Raw genomic sequence first — 1172 nt, forward strand, 5'->3', positions numbered from 1 at the left:
CGGGTGGGCAGCCCGGCGCCGACAGCGGCCTCCGACCAGGCCGCCCACAGGAGGCAGCCCCCCGCGAGGGAGGGCCAGCCCGCCCGGCGCAGGGCGCCCGCGGCCCGCGCCGCCGTGCGCCGCGGGCTCACCAGAGCCTCCAGCCGGACGTGTCCGGACCGCCGGGGGTGGTCCTCACGGTCCCGTCGGCGAGGAGCGCGGCGCAGAAGCCCACGCCCGCGGCCACGGCCACGGCGCCGTCCCAGCCCCACAGGCGCGAGCCCGACCACCACACGGACCCGTCGGCGCGCACCGCCGCCCACGACCCGTCCGAGAGCACGCCGTCGAAGGAGGCCGCCCCGCGGCAGGCGATTGCGCCGCCGGGCTCGGCGGAGCCCAGGTCGAGCGCGCCGCTCCTGCTCATTATCCGGTCCCTGTGCACGCGGCCGTCCTCGAGCAGCGCCCAGTACGCGTGCGCGGAGGCGTCGCTGGGGACCCCCCACTGCCAGCCGAACTCCCAGGCGGCCTCGTCGGCGCCCGCCCGCCCCAGCGCGCCGGGCTCCGCGACGACGCCTGACGCCCTGAGGATGGGCCCCCCGAAGCCGAACGTCCGGTCGAACGGGTTGTACCAGAGCGTCCCGTCGGCGCACAGCACGAGGAGCCACGTGCCGCCCGGGTCCCGCCCGCATGCGATGTCGACCGCCCGCGGACCGCCCCCACCCGAGAACGCCCCGAGGCCCGCCGCAGAGCCCTCCCCGCCGTGCGCGCGCGGCGCCGCGGCGACCACCCCGCCGCCCTCCGTGAGGCCGGCGACGAAGCCGTGGCCCCCGTCGACCACCTTCGCGCAGGCGGGCCAGGCCGACAGGTCGTAGGGGACGTCGTAGAAGGCGGCCGGGTCCTGCAGGAGCGGCCTGCCGTCGGCGCCGACGGCCGAGAGGAAGCCGTCGCAGAACAGGGAGGCCACGCCCGACCAGCCGGAGACGGCGGCGGCCCACTCCCCGTAGGTGCACCCCACGGTGCCGTCCCGCAGGACGGCCGCCACGTGGGAGCGCGGGGGACCGGCCCCCTCGTCGACCCAGGCGAGCACCGGGGACGAGACCGGGCCCCACCCCGACGCCGCGGCGCACACCCCCGGGTCGCCGGCGCAGAGGAGCTCCCCGCCCTCGGCGAGGCCGACGACGAGGTCGCGCCCG

Annotated in this window: 1 protein-coding gene; it reads right to left on the minus strand. The window is 79.4% G+C overall.

The annotated features are described in order from the left end of the window. Positions 1-127: 127 nt before the first annotated feature. Positions 128-1172, minus strand: a 1045-nt coding sequence (locus HMPREF1316_RS14355) for a hypothetical protein (protein WP_021725694.1), incomplete at its 5' end; no start/stop codon positions are given.

The organism is Olsenella profusa F0195, from assembly GCF_000468755.1.
In the GTDB taxonomy this organism is placed as follows: domain Bacteria; phylum Actinomycetota; class Coriobacteriia; order Coriobacteriales; family Atopobiaceae; genus Olsenella_F; species Olsenella_F profusa.